The 16,747-nt window shown below is 74.4% G+C and carries 12 protein-coding genes and 1 pseudogene; 6 read left to right on the forward strand and 7 right to left on the reverse strand.

Annotated elements, in window-relative coordinates:
• Positions 1-23: 23 nt before the first annotated feature.
• From ACGFSH_RS01165 to ACGFSH_RS01175, 3 genes are all read left to right on the forward strand, one after another.
• Entirely contained in the window at positions 24-1,058 is a 1,035-nt protein-coding gene (locus ACGFSH_RS01165) for an EamA family transporter (RefSeq protein WP_393343709.1), read from the forward strand.
• Positions 1,059-1,063: 5 nt separating this feature from the next.
• Positions 1,064-2,290 (forward strand): 3-phosphoshikimate 1-carboxyvinyltransferase, encoded by a 1,227-nt coding sequence (gene aroA, locus ACGFSH_RS01170; RefSeq protein WP_393343711.1) that lies wholly within the window; start codon positions 1,064-1,066, stop codon positions 2,288-2,290.
• A gap of 66 nt (positions 2,291-2,356) precedes the next feature.
• Positions 2,357-2,989 carry a GNAT family N-acetyltransferase gene (locus tag ACGFSH_RS01175; RefSeq protein ID WP_393343713.1) on the forward strand — a complete coding sequence of 211 codons (633 nt, stop codon included), beginning with the start codon at positions 2,357-2,359 and terminating at the stop codon, positions 2,987-2,989.
• Positions 2,990-3,297: 308 nt separating this feature from the next.
• On the opposite strand, the gene ACGFSH_RS01180 is transcribed toward ACGFSH_RS01175, so the two are convergent.
• On the reverse strand, positions 3,298-4,110 hold the full coding sequence (locus ACGFSH_RS01180) for a sugar phosphate isomerase/epimerase family protein (protein ID WP_393343715.1): 813 nt from the start codon (positions 4,108-4,110) through the stop codon (positions 3,298-3,300).
• 424 nt (positions 4,111-4,534) lie between these two features.
• Complete coding sequence (locus tag ACGFSH_RS01185) at positions 4,535-5,581, reverse strand: LacI family DNA-binding transcriptional regulator (protein ID WP_393343717.1); 1,047 nt, start codon at positions 5,579-5,581, stop codon at positions 4,535-4,537.
• 298 nt (positions 5,582-5,879) lie between these two features.
• On the opposite strand from ACGFSH_RS01185, the gene ACGFSH_RS01190 reads away from it, so the two are divergent.
• From ACGFSH_RS01190 to ACGFSH_RS01200, 3 genes are read left to right on the forward strand one after another with little or no spacing between them, the layout of a single operon-like run.
• Positions 5,880-7,037 (forward strand): Gfo/Idh/MocA family protein, encoded by a 1,158-nt coding sequence (locus tag ACGFSH_RS01190; protein WP_393343719.1) that lies wholly within the window; start codon positions 5,880-5,882, stop codon positions 7,035-7,037.
• Complete coding sequence (locus ACGFSH_RS01195; protein WP_393343721.1) at positions 7,034-8,188, forward strand: dihydrodipicolinate synthase family protein; 1,155 nt, start codon at positions 7,034-7,036, stop codon at positions 8,186-8,188. Before ACGFSH_RS01190 ends, ACGFSH_RS01195 begins: the two co-directional genes overlap by 4 nt.
• 5 nt (positions 8,189-8,193) lie before the next feature.
• Complete coding sequence (locus ACGFSH_RS01200) at positions 8,194-9,024, forward strand: sugar phosphate isomerase/epimerase family protein (protein WP_393345442.1); 831 nt, start codon at positions 8,194-8,196, stop codon at positions 9,022-9,024.
• Positions 9,025-9,247: 223 nt separating this feature from the next.
• On the opposite strand, the pseudogene ACGFSH_RS01205 reads toward ACGFSH_RS01200, so the two are convergent.
• The 5 genes and pseudogenes from ACGFSH_RS01205 to ACGFSH_RS01225 form a co-directional block, all read right to left on the reverse strand.
• Positions 9,248-9,508 (reverse strand): annotated as a pseudogene (locus ACGFSH_RS01205) (Txe/YoeB family addiction module toxin).
• Positions 9,505-9,777, reverse strand: a complete 273-nt coding sequence (locus ACGFSH_RS01210; RefSeq protein ID WP_393343723.1) for a type II toxin-antitoxin system Phd/YefM family antitoxin — start codon at positions 9,775-9,777, stop codon at positions 9,505-9,507. The pseudogene ACGFSH_RS01205 and the gene ACGFSH_RS01210 overlap by 4 nt, the downstream one beginning before the upstream one ends.
• Positions 9,778-9,854: 77 nt before the next feature.
• Positions 9,855-11,264, reverse strand: a complete 1,410-nt coding sequence (locus ACGFSH_RS01215) for a DUF6177 family protein (RefSeq protein ID WP_393343725.1) — start codon at positions 11,262-11,264, stop codon at positions 9,855-9,857.
• Positions 11,261-15,268 carry a type VII secretion protein EccCa gene (gene eccCa / locus ACGFSH_RS01220; RefSeq protein WP_393343727.1) on the reverse strand — a complete coding sequence of 1,336 codons (4,008 nt, stop codon included), beginning with the start codon at positions 15,266-15,268 and terminating at the stop codon, positions 11,261-11,263. The genes ACGFSH_RS01215 and eccCa overlap by 4 nt, the downstream gene beginning before the upstream one ends.
• Positions 15,269-15,362: 94 nt before the next feature.
• The gene (locus tag ACGFSH_RS01225) at positions 15,363-16,736 is read right to left on the reverse strand and encodes a hypothetical protein (RefSeq protein ID WP_393343729.1); all 1,374 of its coding nucleotides are present in this window, start codon (positions 16,734-16,736) and stop codon (positions 15,363-15,365) included.
• Between the last annotated feature and the right edge of the window lie 11 nt (positions 16,737-16,747).

Consider the following 16,747-nt stretch of genomic DNA (forward strand, 5'->3'; position numbering starts at 1 on the left):
TCCGGGCGGGTGATCCTCGACGCATGCGACCCGCTCACCTCGCCCTCGCCGTCCTCGTCGCCGCCGTCTGGGGCGTCAACTTCACCGTCATCGAGATCGGCCTCGGTCACTTCCCGCCGCTGCTCTTCTCCGCCTTGCGCTTCCTGGTGGCGGCGCTGCCCGCGGTCTTCCTGGTGGGCCGCCCCAAGGTGGCCTGGAAGTGGATCGTGGCGGTGGGACTCGTGCTGGGCGTGGCGAAGTTCGGGCTGCTGTTCGTCGGCATGGACGCGGGCATGCCGGCCGGCCTGTCCTCGCTGGTGTTGCAGATCCAGTCGGTGTTCACCGCCGCCATCGCGTTCGCCGTGCTCGGCGAACGGCCGACCCGGATCCGTCTGCTGGGAATGGCCGTGGCCCTCGCCGGCATCGCCGTGGCGGCCGCGGACGAGGGCGCCTCGGGCCCGCTCGGCGCGTTCGCCCTGGTCATCGCGGCGGCGGCGTGCTGGGGCGCGTCCAACGTGCTCACCCGCAAGGCATCCCCGCCGGACGCGCTGAACTTCATGGTGTGGGTGAGCACCGTCCCGGTCCTGCCGCTGCTCGCCCTCTCCCTGCTGACCGAGGGCCCGGCACGCGATCTGGCCGCCCTGCGCGGCCTGGACTGGCAGGGCGCGGGCACGCTCGTCTACGTCGCCTGGGTGACGACCGTCTTCGGGTTCGGGGCCTGGGGCTGGCTGCTGCACCGTCACCCGGCGTCCACCGTCGCCCCCTTCTCCCTGCTGGTCCCGGTCTTCGGCATGACGTCGGCCGCCGTCTTCCTCGACGAGTCGGTGAGCGGCCCGCGCTGGTGCGCCGCCGCGCTCCTGGTGGGCGGGGTCGCGCTGACCTCCCTGTCGCCGGCGCGCAGGCCCGCCGGCCGTCCCGCGCAGGACGGCGCGCAAGCGCCGTTCCCGCCCGCCGACCCGCCCGTTCCCGTGCCCGGCTCCCCGACGGTCTCCGCGCCCGCCCCCGCCGGCGGAGCGGGCCCGGCCGTCGTCCATCCCGTGGACGTACCGGCAGCGGGGCGGACCGGCGCGGGATCATGAGGGGCATGGCCCTCGTCGACATCCCCGGTTCCAAGTCGCTCACCGCCCGCGCCCTTTTCCTGGCCGCGGCCGCCGACGGAGTCACCACCCTCCAGCGGCCCCTGCGTTCGGACGACACCGAGGGCTTCGCCGAGGGCCTGACCCGGCTCGGCTACCGCGTCGGGCGGACGCCGGACGCCTGGCAGATCGACGGCCGCCCGCAGGGACCGGCGCGCGCCGCGGCCGACGTGTACTGCCGGGACGGCGCGACCACGGCACGCTTCCTGCCGGCCCTCGTCGCCGCCGGGCACGGCGTCTACCGCTTCGACGCCTCGCCCCAGATGCGCCGCCGCCCCCTGCTCCCGCTCACCCGCGCACTGCGCGACCTGGGCGTGGACCTGCGGCACGAGGAGGCGGAGGGCCACCACCCGCTCACAGTGCGGGCCGCCGGCGTCGAGGGCGGGGAGGTCGTGCTGGACGCCGGCCAGTCCTCCCAGTACCTGACCGCCCTTCTGCTGCTCGGCCCGCTCACCCGCACCGGGCTGCGCGTCACCGTCACCGACCTGGTGTCCGCGCCGTACGTGGACATCACGATCGCCATGATGCGGGCCTTCGGCGCGGACGTGGCCCGCGAGGGGAACACCTACGTCGTCCCGCCGGGCGGCTACCGGGCGACCACCTACGCCATCGAGCCCGACGCGTCGACCGCGAGCTACTTCTTCGCGGCGGCCGCCGTCACCGGCGGCGAGGTGACCGTGCCGGGGCTCGGCGCGGACGCGCTCCAGGGCGACCTGGGCTTCGTGGACGTCCTGCGCCGGATGGGCGCCCGCGTGGAGGCCGGCGCCGACCGCACGACGGTGGCCGGGACGGGCGAACTGCGCGGCCTCACCGTCAACATGCGGGACATCTCCGACACGATGCCGACGCTCGCCGCGATCGCCCCCTTCGCCTCCGGGCCCGTGCGCATCGAGGACGTGGCGAACACCCGGGTCAAGGAGTGCGACCGGCTGGAGGCCTGCGAGCAGAACCTGCGCCGGATGGGGGTGCGGGTGGACACCGGCCCGGACTGGATCGAGATCGTGCCCGGCGCAGCCCCCGTCGGCGCCGACGTCAAGACCTTCGGCGACCACCGCATCGTCATGTCCTTCGCGGTGACCGGCCTGCGCGTCCCCGGAATCTCGTTCGACGACCCCGGCTGCGTCCGCAAGACTTTCCCCGGCTTCCACGAGGCGTTCGCGCGACTGGACGTCTGATCAGGGCGCCGTCCGCCGCCGGGCGGGCGGCCCGCGAACGGCACGGCTGGGAGAGGACGGCGTCGGGTGGCCTTCGTGCTGGAGGGACCGGTTCTGGAGGGCGCGCTGGTGCGCCTGGAGCCGCTGGAGCGGCGGCACGCCGCCGAACTGGCGGAGGCGGCCGAGGAGGACCGGTCCACGTACGCCTACACCTGGGTGCCCCGAGGGCACGAGACCGCCGACTACGTCGAAGCCCAGCTCGCCCGCGCGGCGACCGGCCGGCTCGCCCCGTACGCGCAGATCAGCCTCGCCTCCGGCCGGGCGGTCGGCGCGACCTCGTACTGGGAGCCCCGGTGCTGGCGCTCCGACGACCGCCTCGACGCCGTCGAGGTCGGCTTCACCTGGCTCGCCGGCTCCGCCCAGGGCACGGGCGTCAACGCCGAGGCCAAGCTGCTGCTCTTCCGGCACGCCTTCGAGCGGTGGGGCGTCTCCCGGGTGGACCTCAAGACGGACGCCCGCAACGCCCGTTCGCGCGCGGCGATCGAGAGCGTCGGCGCCCGCTTCGAGGGCGTCCTGCGCAACTGGTCGCGCTCCTGGGCGCCGGGCGAGGACGACAGCCTGCGCGACTCCGCGATCTTCTCCGTCACGGCACGCGAATGGCCCGCATGCGAGCGGCGCCTGACAGCCCGCGTGGCCCGCCACCGTCCTGGCCCGACCTGACCTGACCCCTGCTCCTGTGGCCGTCCCACCGAGCCCGGCCGCCCGCGCGCACGGCGCTGCGCCCACAGCGCCGACTGCGCCTGCCGAGCCGGTCGAACGTGCCTACCGCGCCCGCCCGCCGCGCCCGCCGGACATGGCGGGCGCGGTGGGCGGTTCGTCGGCCGGTCACGCGGGCGGTTCGCCCGGCCGGTCACTCACGTGAGCGGCCACCCGAGCGGGTCACTGGCGTGATCCGCTCGGGTGATCCGCTCCGGCGCCGGGCTCGTCCGTTGCGTTCGTGTGGTCCGCCGGTGCGTGACCGGCCACCGTCACGCCGAGTCGTTGAGCAGCCGGCCCAGGTGGGCGCGGCCGCCGTCGAGGAGGCCTGCCAGCGGCTCGGCGTCCTCGTGCCAGCGCTTCTCGTACTCCCAGCACAGCCAGCCGTCCCAGCCGTTGCGGGTCAGGACCTCGACGCACTCCGCGAGGGGCAGCACGCCGGAGCCCAGAGCCAGCGGGGTCGTGTCCTCGGCCGAGGCGATGTCCTTGACCTGCACGTACCCGAGGAACGGGGAGAGCGCGGCGTAGGTGTCCTGCGGCTGCTCGCCGCCCAGCCAGGTGTGCATGACGTCCCACAGCGCGCCGACCTGCCGGTGTCCGACGGGGCCGATGATCCGGATGACGTCCGCGCCCGTGCGGTGCGAGTCGTGGGTCTCCACCAGGATGCGCACCCCGAAGTCGGCGGCGTGTTCGGCGGCGGTCCCGAGACGCCGGGCCGCGATCGCGTCGGCGTCCGCGTCGCTCTGCTCCTCGGCCCCGTCCGGGGCTCCGCCCGGGAAGACGCGGACGAAGGGCGCGCCGAGATCGCGGGCGAGGCCGACGAGGGCGCGGATCTCGTCCAGCACGGGTTCGTCGTCACCGGGCGCGGCGACCCGCGCGTACCCGGCGACCCCGAGGATCTCGACGCCCGCCGCCTTGAACTCGGCGGCGACGTCGGCGCGTTCCTGCGGAGTCAGTCCCGGGTGGACCGGTTCCTCGGGATGGGCGCGTACCTCCACGCCGTGATAACCGTGCGCGACCGCGAGCCGCAGCACTTCGGAGACGGGCAGACCGGGGACACCGAGAGTGGAAAAGGCGAACTTCATGTCCCCACTCTCACCCGGAGGCGGCACACGGGTCCAGCGCAGAAGGGGGCGATTTCCGCCCGTGCCCGCCGGTGTGCCCGGACCGACCGCCGAGGGGACCGCCCGGCAGGGGCGAGGGCCGAGGGGCGGAGGGCGGGGACAGACTCAGGGGCGAGGCGGTCTCGGTGCGCGGTCCGCGTTCCGGGCCGCCGGCCGATCCCGTCCCCCGGCCCAACCAGATCCCGGCCCCCGGCCCAACCCGGGCCCCGGCCCCAACCCCGGCGAACGGCGGCGGCCTCAGTCCCGCACCCTGCCGCGGAACCTCCGCAGCGGTTCCTGACCTGCCCAGTCCTTCTCCTTCACGCTTCCCGCGGCGAACGGGCTGCCGGATCGGCGATGCGGACGACGTCCGGCAGCCGGGCCTCCCGGTGGGCGGACGGCAGTCTCACTTGCGGGGCGCGCCCGACGACCCGCGCACCATCAACTCACCGCGGATCGTGGCGATGCCGCCCGGCGGCGGCTCCTCGCGGCCCATGGCGATGCGTCCCGCGCGGGCCCCCGCCTCGGCCAGCGGCAGCCGCACCGTCGTCAGGGACGGCACCGCGTCGATGCTGAACGGCAGGTCGTCGAAGCCCGCCACCGACACGTCCTCCGGGATCCGCAGCCCCGACTCCCGCAGGGCGGCGCAGGCCCCGAGCGCGACGGAGTCGTTGGCGGCGACGACCGCCGTCAGTGAGGGGTCGCGGCGCAGCAGCTCCAGCGTCGCCTCGTAGCCGGCCCGGCGGTCGTAGCGGCCGTGCACGGTCCAGCGCGGGTCCTCCTCGATGCCGGCCGCGGCCAGCGCCGCCCGGTGGCCCTCCAGCCGGTGCCGGGTGGTCGTGCGCTCCTCGGGGCCCGCGATGTAGCCGAGCCGCCGGTGGCCGAGCCCGATGAGGTGCTCGGTCAGCTCGCGTCCGCCCCCGCGGTTGTCGAAGGTCAGGGCTATGGCCGAGGTGTCCGGCGCGGGCGGTCGGCCGCACAGCACCACGCGGGTGCCGGCCTCGCCGAGCCGGCGCAGCTTGGACGCCACCGCCGAGGCGTGCGGCTCGTCCTCCACGGCCCCGCCGGTGAGCACCACGGCCGCCGCCCGCTGCCGCTGCAACAGCGTCAGGTAGGTCAGTTCGCGCTCCGGCGAGCCCCCGGTGTTGCAGACCACCGCGAGCCGTTCGCCGCCGGCGCGGCCGCCCGGCCCCCCGATCTCCGACTGGATCGCGCTCGCCATGATCCCGAAGAAGGGGTCGGCGATGTCGTTCACCAGGATGCCGACCAGGTCGGAGGTGGCCGCGGCCAGCGCGCTCGCCGGCCCGTTCAGCACGTAGTCCAGCTCGTCGACCGCCCGCAGCACCCGCTCCCTGGTGGTGGCCGCCACGGGGTAGTTCCCGTTCAGCACGCGCGACACCGTCGCGGGCGAGACCTGCGCGCGGGCCGCCACGTCCGCCAGGGTCACCGTCATCTCGTCGTCCTCCGGTCACACATCTCGTCGTACGTCGTCGTACGCCCTGGTGGACAGCGGCCATGGCAGGCGCGGTTCCGGGCGTGTCGAGCCGACCTTACGGCCCAGGACCCCCGTTGTTCGCCCCCTCGAACAACTCGGGATGGACACGGTCTTGTCCGGACCACCGGTCAGAGGCTAGCTTCTTCCTGTATAGAAAGCGCTTGCTGTCACGCTGATCAGGAAGAGGCGTACGCGGCGCGCACAACGCGTACGAAACGCGCAGACACCTGCGCACGACGCCTATGAAGGGATCGACGTGACACGCAGAACGGTGCGGATCGCCATGAACGGCGTGACCGGACGCATGGGTTACCGCCAGCACCTCGTCCGCTCCATCCTGGCCCTGCGCGACCAGGGCGGCCTCGACCTCGGCGACGGCACCGTCCTGTGGCCGGAACCCGTCCTCGTCGGCCGCCGCGAGCACGCCCTCAGGGCGCTCGCCGAGCAGCACGGCCTGGACCCGCAGAACGTCTCCACCGACCTCGACGCGGTGCTCGCCGATCCGGCCGTCGAGATCTACTTCGACGCCCAGGTCACCTCCGCCCGCGAGGAGGCGATCCGCAAGGCCGTCGCCGCCGGCAAGCACATCTACACCGAGAAGCCCACCGCCACCGGCCTCGACGGCGCCCTGGAGCTGGCCCGCCTGGCCACCGCCGCGGGCGTCAAGCACGGCGTCGTCCAGGACAAGCTGTTCCTGCCGGGCCTGCTCAAGCTCAAGCGGCTCATCGACGGCGGCTTCTTCGGCCGGATCCTCTCCGTCCGCGGCGAGTTCGGCTACTGGGTCTTCGAGGGCGACTGGCAGTCCGCCCAGCGCCCGTCGTGGAACTACCGAGCGGAGGACGGCGGCGGCATCGTCGTCGACATGTTCCCGCACTGGGAGTACGTCCTGCACGAGCTGTTCGGCCGGGTGAAGTCCGTCCAGGCCCTCACCGCCACCCACATCCCGCAGCGCTGGGACGAGCAGGACAAGCCCTACGACGCCACCGCCGACGACGCCGCCTACGGTGTCTTCGAGCTGGAGGGCGGCGCCGTCGCGCAGATCAACTCGTCCTGGGCGGTGCGCGTGAACCGCGACGAACTCGTCGAGTTCCAGGTCGACGGCACCGAGGGCTCGGCCGTCGCCGGACTGCGCAACTGCCGCGTCCAGCACCGCTCCGCCACCCCCAAGCCGGTCTGGAACCCCGACATCCCCGCCACCGAGGTCTTCCGCGACCAGTGGCAGGAGGTCCCCGACAACGGCGAGTTCGACAACGGCTTCAAGGCGCAGTGGGAGCTGTTCCTCAAGCACGTCTACGCCGACGCCCCCTACCACTGGGACCTGCTGGCCGGCGCCCGCGGCGTCCAGCTCGCCGAGCTGGGCCTGAGGTCCTCCGCCGAGGGCCGCCGCCTCGACGTCCCGGAGGTCACGCTGTGACGATCCAGCTGCCCGGCGCGGACGGCGCCCTGCGGACCTACGAACCCCGCACCGAGCCGCTCGCCCTGACCGCCGGCGCGCCCTTCACCTCCCGCACGGTCTACTCGGCGGCGCACGTCGTCGCCGACCCCTTCGCGGACGTCTCGCCCGACTCGCCCGCCGCCGTCGACTGGGACGCCACCCTCGCCTTCCGCCGCCACCTGTGGTCCCACGGGCTCGGCGTCGCCGAGGCGATGGACACCGCCCAGCGCGGCATGGGCCTGGACTGGGCGGGCGCGGCCGAGCTGATCCGCCGCTCGGCAGCCGAGGCCAGGGCGGTCGGCGGCCGGATCGCCTGCGGCGTCGGCACCGACCAGCTCACCGCGGGCGGCACGCTCGCCGAGGTCCGCGCGGCCTACGAGGAGCAGCTCGCCCTCGTCGAGGAATCGGGCGCGCGCTCCATCCTGATGGCGTCCCGTGCCCTCGCGGCGGCCGCCTCGGGCCCCGAGGACTACCTGGACGTCTACGGCCATCTGCTGCGCCAGGCGTCCGAGCCGGTGATCCTGCACTGGCTGGGCCCGATGTTCGACCCGGCGCTGGAGGGCTACTGGGGCTCCTCCGACCTGGACGCGGCCACCGGCGCCTTCCTGGAGGTCATCGCCGCCCACCCCGACAAGGTGGAGGGCATCAAGGTCTCGCTGCTGGACGCCGGACGCGAGATCGACATCCGGCGCCGGCTGCCGCGGGGCGTGCGCTGCTACACCGGCGACGACTTCAACTATCCCGAGCTGATCGCGGGCGACGAGCACGGCTTCAGCCACGCCCTGCTCGGCATCTTCGATCCGCTGGGCCCGCTCGCGGCGGAGGCGGTCCGCGTCCTCGACACGGGGAACACGGCCGGCTTCCGTGAACTCCTCGACCCCACCGTCGAGTTGTCCCGCCACCTGTTCCAGGCCCCCACCCGCTTCTACAAGACGGGCGTGGTGTTCCTGGCCTGGCTGGCCGGCCACCAGCCGCACTTCACGATGGTCGGCGGCCTCCAGTCGGCCCGCTCCCTCCCGCACTTCGCCCGCGCCTACGAACTCGCCGACGGGCTCGGTCTGTTCCCCGACCCGAAGCTGGCCGAGGAGCGGATGAAGACCCTGCTCGCCCTGTACGGAGTGACCCAGTGAGCAACATGGACCTGAGCCGCTTCTCCATCAACCAGATGACGGTGAAGCAGCTGTCCCTGCCCGAACTCGTCGATGCCTGCCAAGACTTGGGCGTCGTGAACGTCGGTCTGTGGCGCGATCCGGTCCAGACGTACGGCGTGGAGGCGACCGCCAGGCTGGTCCGCGACGCGGGCCTGACGGTGACGACCCTGTGCCGCGGCGGCTTCCTCACGGCGACAGACCCGGACGCGCGGGCGGCGGCCCTCGCCGACAACCGCCGGGCGGTCGACGAGGCGGCCGCTCTCGCCACCGAGGTACTGGTCCTCGTCTCCGGCGGCCTGCCCGCCGGTTCCAAGGACCTGCACGGCGCCCGCGAGCGCATCGCGGACGCCCTCGCCGAACTCGGCCCCTACGCCGAGGAACACGGGGTGATGCTGGCCATCGAGCCCCTGCACCCCATGTACGCGGCCGACCGCTGCGTGGTCTCCACCCTCACCCAGGCCCTGGACCTCGCGGAACGCTTCCCGGCCCACCAGGTCGGCGTCGCCGTCGACACGTACCACGTCTGGTGGGACGACCGGGCGCCCGCACAGATCGCCCGGGCGGGCGCGGGCGGCCGCATCCACACCTTCCAGCTCGCCGATTGGACGACGCCCCTGCCCGAGGGCGTCCTCAACGGCCGCGGCCAGATCGGCGACGGCGCGATCGACATGCGCGAGTGGCAGGGCCACGTGGAGGCGGCCGGGTACACGGGCCCGATCGAGGTCGAACTGTTCAACGAGGGGCTGTGGGCCCGGGACGGGCGCGAGGTCCTGGCGGAGACCGCGCAACGCTTCGCGTCCCACACCGCGGCCTGACACAGGCGGCGTGACGCTTCGGCGGCCTGCACAGTCCGCCGTGCTCTGGACATCCTCAGGGACCGGGGCCTTGTGGTGACCGCACGCGCCCGAGGTTCGTTCGTCTCCGACCCCCTGCCACCCGTGCCCGGGGCGCCCGCCTGATCCGGGTCGACGTCGTCGATCTGGCGGTGGTGCGCCCTCGGCCGCCCGTAATCTCGTCGTGCGCCGCAGTCGCCGGTGATCAGCCGTAGCGGTAACGGGCCTTGATGACCACGACGGCCTTGTCCTCCACCGCGTACACCAGGCGGTGTTCGTCGTTGATCCGGCGGGACCAGAAGCCGGAACGCCCGCCCCTCAGGGGCTCCGGCTTCCCGATCCCGGCGGAGGGATCGCGTCGGCAGTCGTCGATCACCTTCGCCAGCCGACGGCACATCTTCGGGTCGGTCGTCGCCCACTACGCGAAATCGTCCCATCCGTCGGGAGCGAGGCGGACGTCCCTCACCCCTCACCGTCCGCCGCGGCGTACAGCTCGTCCATGGTCTTCTCGACGGTTTCCCCGGCCTTGTAAGCCGCGACCGCCCTCATCAGGCGCGCGGCGTTGGCGGGGTACCGCAGGAGGTACACGGTCTCTTGCCATGACCGGTAGTCGTCGGCGGACATCAGCACCACATCGCCGGACCGGGAGCTGATCTCCACGACGGTGTGGTCGTTGTCGACCTGCTCGCTGAGGGGGAACGGGGTCTTCCTCGCCTCGCTGGCGCTTATCGACACTACGCACTCCTCTGCACAGGGCGGTACAAGAAAGCGGTACCCGTAGTGGTGCAAGTTTTCCGTGCCAGAAGCCGCCGTCAGGACTCCGTGTCCGCCCCCGGCATCCCCGCCCGCAGGTGTGCCGCCAGTTGCTGGAGGTCGGTCAGGGCCTGCGGGTCCGTGCCGTCTCCCAGCGGGTAGTGCAGGGCCGGGGCGGAGGCGGGGCCCAGGGCGAGGGGGCGCACCGGGAGGGGTGGGCGGCGGGCGTGGGTGAGGCCGATGCCGCGTACGTCCCGCGCGCCCAGGGTGAAGGCGACCGGAAGGGGCGGTGCCTGGAGCACGGGCGGCGTGCTGAGGTCGCGGGGGGACCGGCGGACCGAGGCCAGCATCGTCGTCAGGCCGTGCTCCTCGACGAGGGTCTGCGCGAGTGGCGTGATCGCGTCCAGCGGCGGCGCCTCGCCGTCCCCGTATCCGAGGGTCAGCGTCACGTCCTGCTCGACGCCCGCGGTCGTCCGGGTGACCCGGATCCACCCCAGCGCGGGCCGGCCGGGGTGTCCGGCCACGGTCAGGTGGGTGGGCGCGGGGGCGCGGTCGCGTGCCAGGCCGGTCAGCCTGGGCGTCGACCACGGCAGGTTGACGGGCTCCGCGGTGCCCCAGCCGGCGGGCGGGGAGCCGGTGAGCGCCCGCCAGGCCGTCTCCACGCCCTCGCCCAGGACCGCGTCCTCCTGGGCGGGGAGCACGGTGCGGAACGCCACGATCAGCTGCCGCTCCGCGCTCGGGGACGTCCGTCCGAACGCCTCGGCGACCGAGGCCGTGCCGTCGGCTCCGACCGCCGGTGCGAACGTCCCGTCCTGCCAGCGCAGCACCGCTCCGGACAGTCCGTCGTAATAGCCCTGTGCCGGGTCCTGGACGACCCAGCGGTTGGGCGGCTGCACGAGGGTGGCGCGGGCCGGGGCGCTGAGCCGGACGTGCGGCGGGGTGACGATGTGCAGGGCGCGGCCCGACTCCGTGGTGTCGCGCAGCAGTTCGGAGAGCCAGGCGGTCAGGGCCAGAACGGGCCGGTCGGCAAGGACGACGGCCGTGCTCTCGGTGAGGACGTCCACGACCGGCCCGCCGTCGCCGGGTGCGACGACCGCGCTCACGTCCACGACGTCGGTGTTCGCGGCCGTCTCGGGCCAGGTGCCGCCGCCCAGCAGCAGGGCGAGCCGCCCGCACACCGATCCCGCGAGCCGCTCGGCCTCGGGCACCGCGCCGGAGGCCCGCGCCTCGGTCCACCAGAACGGCACCGGCGTCTCCCGCCCGAGCAGCCGTTCCGCCTCGCCCGGGACCTGGACGAGCAGCGGGGCCTCCACGGACACCAGGGGCCTGCCGTCCGGGGCGCACAGCCGCAGCACGGCGCCCTCGGATCCGGCGGTCACGTGCGTCCGGGGGCCGCCCGCGTACAGGCCGGCGAGCAGGGCCCAGGTGTCCGGCATCTTCGGGGTGAGGGCGATGACGTCCTTGGTCACGACTCCTCCTTTCCGGCGGCCCCGGCGTTCCTGGTCTCCCCGGCATCGGCCAGCGCGGTCTGGACGAGCTGGTGGCGGCGGCCCCGGCGGACCAGGGTGCCGCGGCCGGGCGGCTGCTGGGAGGCGTACAGGCCGGGGAAGAGTTGTCCCTCGGTGCGGTCGCCGGTCATGAGCAGGGCGGTCGCGCCCGTCTCGCGCAGGCCGGTCAGCAGCGGTTCGTACAACGCGCGGGAGGCTCCCGCGGCGCGGCGGGCGAGGACGAAGTGCAGGCCGATGTCCTGGGCGCTGGAGACGTACGGCACGAAGGGCGCGAGGGGCTGCTGTCCGGCGGTGGTGAGGATGTCGTAGTCGTCGACGAGGATGACGATCCGCGGCCCCCGGAAGGAGGGTTCGCCGGTCTCGGGCGCGTCGGGGTCGGCGCTCTCCGGCAGCCGCTTGTCGAGCTCTGCGGCGATGCCCGTGGAGAGGGCCCCGGCGAGGGCGGCGTTGTGCGCGTAGCCGCCCCGGTACGGTTCGGGGACGACGCCGCGCAGACCGCGCCGGGGGTCGAAGACGCCGAAGACCAGCTCCTCGTCGGAGTAGCGCTCGACGAGCCCGGCGACGACCAGCTTCAGAAGGTTCGTCTTGCCGCACTCGTTGTCGCCGAGGACCAGCAGGTGCTGGTCGCCGCCGAACAGGTCGAGCAGGACGGGGGCGAGGGCGTCCTGGTCGAGGCCGAGGGGCGTCCGGCGCGGTTCGACGGCCGCCGGGGGCAGCCGGGACGCGGGCAGCCGGGCGGGCAGCACCCGCACCGGGGCGGCGGGCGCGCCGGGCCAGTTGGCGTGCACGGTCCGGGCCGCCTCGTCCAGGGCCGGGCCCAGATCACCGGTCGTGGGCGAGCCGTCGAGGCGCGGCAGTGCCGCCTGCGCGAACAGTCTGCCGTCGGTGAGCACCCGGCCGGGCACGTCCGGCGAGAGGGTCTCGGAGAGCTTGCGGTCGACGGAGGAGTCGGCCGGGTCGTTCAGCCGCAGCTCGATCCGCGTGCCGAACATCGACTGGGTGGCGATGCGGACGTCGTTCCAGCGCAGCATGCCCGCCACCACGTGGATCCCGTAGCCGCCGCCGCGCTTGAGCAGGTCGGCGACGGACTCGTCGAGGTCGTCGAAGTCGTCGCGCAGCGCACCGAACCCGTCGACCACGAGGACCACGTCGGTGGAGCCGAGCTGCGGCAGCCGGCCCTCGGCGCGCAGCCGCCGCAGCTGGTCGACCGAGTCGATGCCGTGCTCGCGGAACACCGTCTCGCGCTCGGCGAGCATGGCCCGGACCTCGGCGACCGTACGGGCTGCCCGCTCCCGGTCGGCCCGTCCCGCGACGCCTCCCACGTGTGGCAGGGCGGCCAGCGCCGAGAGGCCGCCGCCGACCAGGTCGAGACCGTACACGGCGACGTCCCGGGGGGTGTGGGTGGCCGCCAGGGACAGGACGAGGGTCCGCAGCAGCGTCGTCTTGCCGGACTGGGGGCCGCCGATGACGGCGACGTGGCCGCCGGCCGTGGTCAGGTCCAGCACCCACTGGCCCTGCCACTGCCGGGCCGGGTCGTCGAGCACGCCGAGCGGCACCCGCATGCCGCCCGTCGCGCGCGCCAGGTGCAGGCCGCGCTCGGAGACCCGGACCGGTCCGGCGGCCGCGTCCAGGGTGACGGCGTCCGGCAGCGGCGGCAGCCAGATGCGGCGCACGGCGGGCGCGGCGCCGGCGAGCCGGCCGACCATGAGGGACAGCACGGTCGGGCCGGTCTCCCGCCGGGTGGCGACGGCCTCCTCCGCCCGCTCCTCGGCGCCCTGCGCGGTGTTGTACGTCGGGTAGGGCAGGACCAGCGGTTCGTCGCCGTCCCTCTCGCGCGCCGCGGGCCCGTGGTGCGCTCCGGAGACGTACCCGGCCTTGAACCGTTCGTAGGTGGACGTGTCGACCTTCAGATAACCGAAGCCCGGCAGGGGCGGCAGATGGAAGGCGTCGGTGGTGTCGAGGACGGTGCGGGACTCGTCGGCGGAGAAGGTCCGCAGCCCCAGCCGGTACGACAGATAGGTGTCCAGGCCCTTGAGCTTGCCGCCCTCGATGCGCTGACTGGACAGCAGCAGGTGCACGCCGATGGAGCGGCCGATGCGGCCGATGGACAGGAACAGGTCGATGAAGTCGGGCTTGGCGGTGAGGAGTTCGCCGAACTCGTCGATCACGACGAACAGGTGCGGCAGCGGTTCGAGGTCCGGTCGGCTCGTCGCGCGCAGCACCCCGTAGTGGCCGATGTCGGCGACGTTCCCGGCGTCCTTGAGGACCTGCTGGCGCCGCCGGACCTCGCCGGCGAGACTGGTGTGGACCCGTTCGACGAGCCCGGCCTGGTTCTCCAGGTTGGTGATCATCCCGGCGACATGCGGCAGTCCGGCGAACGGGGCGAACGTCGCGCCGCCCTTGTAGTCGACCAGGACGAGCGCGAGATCATCGGGGGAGTGGGTGGCGGCCAACGCGAGGACGAGGGTGCGCAGCAGCTCGCTCTTGCCGGAACCGGTCGCTCCCACGCACAACCCGTGCGGGCCCATGCCGAGCTGCGAGGACTCCTTCAGGTCGAGCAGTACGGGCTCGTGACGCTCCGTCAGCCCGATCGGCACGCGCAGGAAGTCGCGTTCGCCGCGCGGCTTCCACAGCGTGGGGACGTCCGGATCGGCGGGGTCGGTGATGCCGAGCAGCGCGGGGAAGTCGACCGGCCCGGTGACGGGAGCGCCCTCGGCCGCGGACTCCGGCGACAGCCGCAGCGGAGCCAGCAGACGGGCGATGCCCTCGGCGCCCGCGAGGGTGACCGGATCGACGGCGCCCTCGGCGGCGAAGCCGCGCAGATCGTCGACGACCACCCGGTCGCCGTCCACGCCGACCCGGACGCTCACCTCGTCCGGCTCGTGGATCCGCTCCTGGAGGAGGTGCACCACCGTGACGCCCATGTCGCAGAGCCCGACCGCGGAGTCCGGACGCGGAAGGTCGCCGGCGGGCTCGCCGTACGCGTCGACGACCACCACGAGCCGTCCGGCGAGCCGCAGCGCGTCGCGGTCGGCCAGACCGCGCCGCACCTCCGCCGCGTACGCCGAGCGCCGGCCCAGCTCGTGACGGAGCCGTTCGGCCAGCTGCCGCAGGTCGGGCGCGATCCGGCGGGCGGCCACCGGACCGTCGTGCGCCTGCGGGTCCAGCACGTGGGGCAGCCACTTGGCCCACTCCCAGTCGGCCGACCGCTCGCCGGGCACGGCCAGCGCGAGTGCCACGTCGTCGGGCGCGTGCGTCACCGCCGTCTGCACGAGCAGCGCCCGCGCCACCCGCAGGACGCCCTCCCGGTCGCCGACGACGCTGATGTTCCCGGCGCGGTCCAGCGGCACCGCCAGGGGCGCGTCGGAGGCCGTCGCGAACCGGCGTTGCAGGGCGCGCGCCTCGTTGAGCATGAACGGGTCCGGGGGCGTCAGCACCCCGCCGGTGCCGCTCTGCTGCACGACCGGCTCCGGGACCGGCACGTCCCCGAGGCCCACTCGCACCCTGAGGAAGTCGGCGTCCTGGCGGCGACGCTCCCACAGCCGGGCCGGATCCCGCACCAGGTCGTACAGGGCGTCCGGCGACGGGTTCAGTTCCCGTTCCGCCTCCCGCAGCCGGCGCTCGGCGGCCCCCAACTCCTCCCGCAGCTCCTCCAGATACTCCAGGTAGCGCTCGCGCTGGGTGCGCCGGGTGCGCTGCGCCTTGCCGCGCTGGGACAGGAACAGGGCCACCGCCCCGAGCAGCGCGAAGACCAGCACGACCGCGCCGAGCGCCGCGAACCGGCTGTTGCGGATCACGGTCATCATGATCACGGAGCCCATGACGCCGGCCATCGGGAGCAGCGCGGTCGCCGCGTTGCCGACCTTTCCCTCGGGCAGGTTGGGCGGAGCCTCGACCGTGCGGGGCCGGGCGGGTTCGAGCGGACGGGTGCTGCGGGCGGGCCGGTGGACGATTCGCAGGGTCACGGGCGGAGTTCTCCGGAGCGGGTCGTGACGGAGGAGGGGGCGGGCGGGCGCGGACGACATCGTGACGGGCGAGTGCTCCGTGGCGGCCGGGTGCTCATCGCACCCTCACCGCGCGCCCCATCACCTCGGCGGCCAGCCGCAGAACGGCGTGCTGCGTCGTCTGCGCCAGCAGGTCGGTGCGGATGGGCCCGCCACCGGCCAGATGGCGGTCGTACGGCAAGGTGACGACGGTGACGCCGGTCTCCCTGAGATGCCCGGCCGCCGCCTTGTCGTCGAGGACGGTGTCGGGACTGCCGCAGACCAGCGCGACAACCGTGGAGGCCAGCGCGGAGTGCGGCAGCCGGGCCAGCCAGTCCAGCACCTGACGGGTCGCGCCGACGCCCTCCGCCGTCGTCGGCGCGACCACCACGCGGGCGTGCGCGGTGTCCATGGCCGTACGGGCCACCTCGCCGGGCAGGCACTCGCAGTCGACGACGGTCACCGCGAAGTGGCGGCGCAGCGCCAGCGTCACCTTCCGGTACGTCGTCATGTCGAGCGGTGCCCCCACCTGGCCCCGGCTCGCGGGCAGCAGCCAGCCGCCGTCGGACACCGGCACCAGATAGCCGGTCACGTCCGTCAGCCGCATGGAGGGCGTGAGGATCCGCGCGAGGTCGGCGCACGTCCAGCGCACCGCCTCCGCACCCATGCGCACCGGCAGGGTGCCCAGCGCGGAGTCCGCCTCCAGCGTCAGCACCTGGTCGTGCCGGTAGTGGGTGAGGGTGCGCCCGAGCAACGCGGAGACGGTGGACTTGCCGACGCCGCCGCGAATGGAGGTGACGGCCACCACCCGGCCCGTCGTCACGGGCTGCTGCAACTCGCGGGCGATCCGGGTCTGTTCGGCGACGTCCTGTGCGACGGACGAGGTGAGCCTGCGCAGCGCCCGCCCCGTGCGCCGGGTCACGGAGTCGCCGTGCAGGGGCCGTCCCAGCGCGATGAGGAGCCGCGGGTCGAGGGTGGGAGAAGCCTCGGGAGCGGGGGAGGCGGGAAGCCGAGGGCCGCCGGCGGGCGCTGTGGGCGCTGTGGGCACGACGGGTGCGGCGGGGGTCGCGGGCCGCTCCGGCTCCGGCGCGTCGGCGGGCGAAACGGCGTCGGCCTCGAGGGCGGGGGCCATGGGCGCGGCGGGTCCCGGTGCCCCGGGCGCGGACGAGGGACCGGCCGCGGGCGGGGGCACCGGGCCGGGTATGCGCGGACCGGACGCGTCCTCGCCGGTCCCCGCCGCGGTGGCCGCGGGGCGCGAGGGCGCGGGGTGCACGAGCCGCAGCGCGGGCTCACCGGGCCGCACGGCAGGCGCCTCCCGGCCACCGCCCGCACCCGTACCGGCTTCCGCGTCCGGGCTGCCGCCCAGCTCCCGCAACACGTCCCGCTGCCAGTCGCCCCCGCCACCGGGGCGTCCGGACGACCGCTCCCACCGCTGTTCCCCCTGCGTCATGCCGCCGCGCC

Source organism: Streptomyces sp. NPDC048481 (assembly GCF_043200075.1).
Lineage (GTDB): Bacteria > Actinomycetota > Actinomycetes > Streptomycetales > Streptomycetaceae > Streptomyces.